This window comes from Tepidiforma sp. (assembly GCF_026419595.1).
Taxonomy (GTDB): Bacteria; Chloroflexota; Dehalococcoidia; order Tepidiformales; family Tepidiformaceae; genus Tepidiforma.
In genome coordinates this window covers 1-543 of sequence record NZ_JANZZD010000127.1, presented here as the reverse complement: position 1 = coordinate 543, position 543 = coordinate 1, and the positions used below count along the sequence as shown (strand labels likewise).

Below are 543 nucleotides of genomic sequence, written 5' to 3'. Positions count from 1 at the left end.
CTCATCGGCGCCGACTCCGCCGAAGGCTCCCTCGACGCAGCCGACATCCTAAAACCCGCCCTCAGCCGCGGCGAAATCCAGTGCATCGGCGCCACCACGCCCGCCGAATACCGCAAGAGCATCGAAAAGGACCGCTCCCTCGAGCGCCGCTTCCAGGCCGTGAAAGTCCCGCCGCCCTCGGAGGAAGACGCGTGCAGGATCCTGTTCGGCATCAAGGAGCGCTACGAGAAATTCCATGCGGTGGCTTACACCGACGACGCCATCCGCACCGCCGTCTACGCCTCCAGCCGCTTCATCCCGGACCGCTTCCTCCCGGACAAGGCCATCGACCTCATCGATGAAGCCGGAGCCCGCGTCAAGCTCAAGCAGACCACGCTGCCAGCCGAGGTGGCCGAGGTCCAGAAGCGCATCAAGGTCATCGTCCACCGGATGGAAACGGCCATCGCCAACCACGAGTTTGAAAAAGCGCGCTTCTACAGCGACGAAGAGCGCCGCGAGCGCGAAAACCTCCGCCAGCTCCGCGAAAAGTACAACCTCGACGAC

The 543-nt window shown here is 64.3% G+C and carries 1 pseudogene; it reads left to right on the top strand.

Annotation, left to right across the window (positions count from 1 at the left end):
• Positions 1–543 (top strand): annotated as a pseudogene (locus N2041_RS14755) (ATP-dependent Clp protease ATP-binding subunit ClpC); the annotation flags it as partial.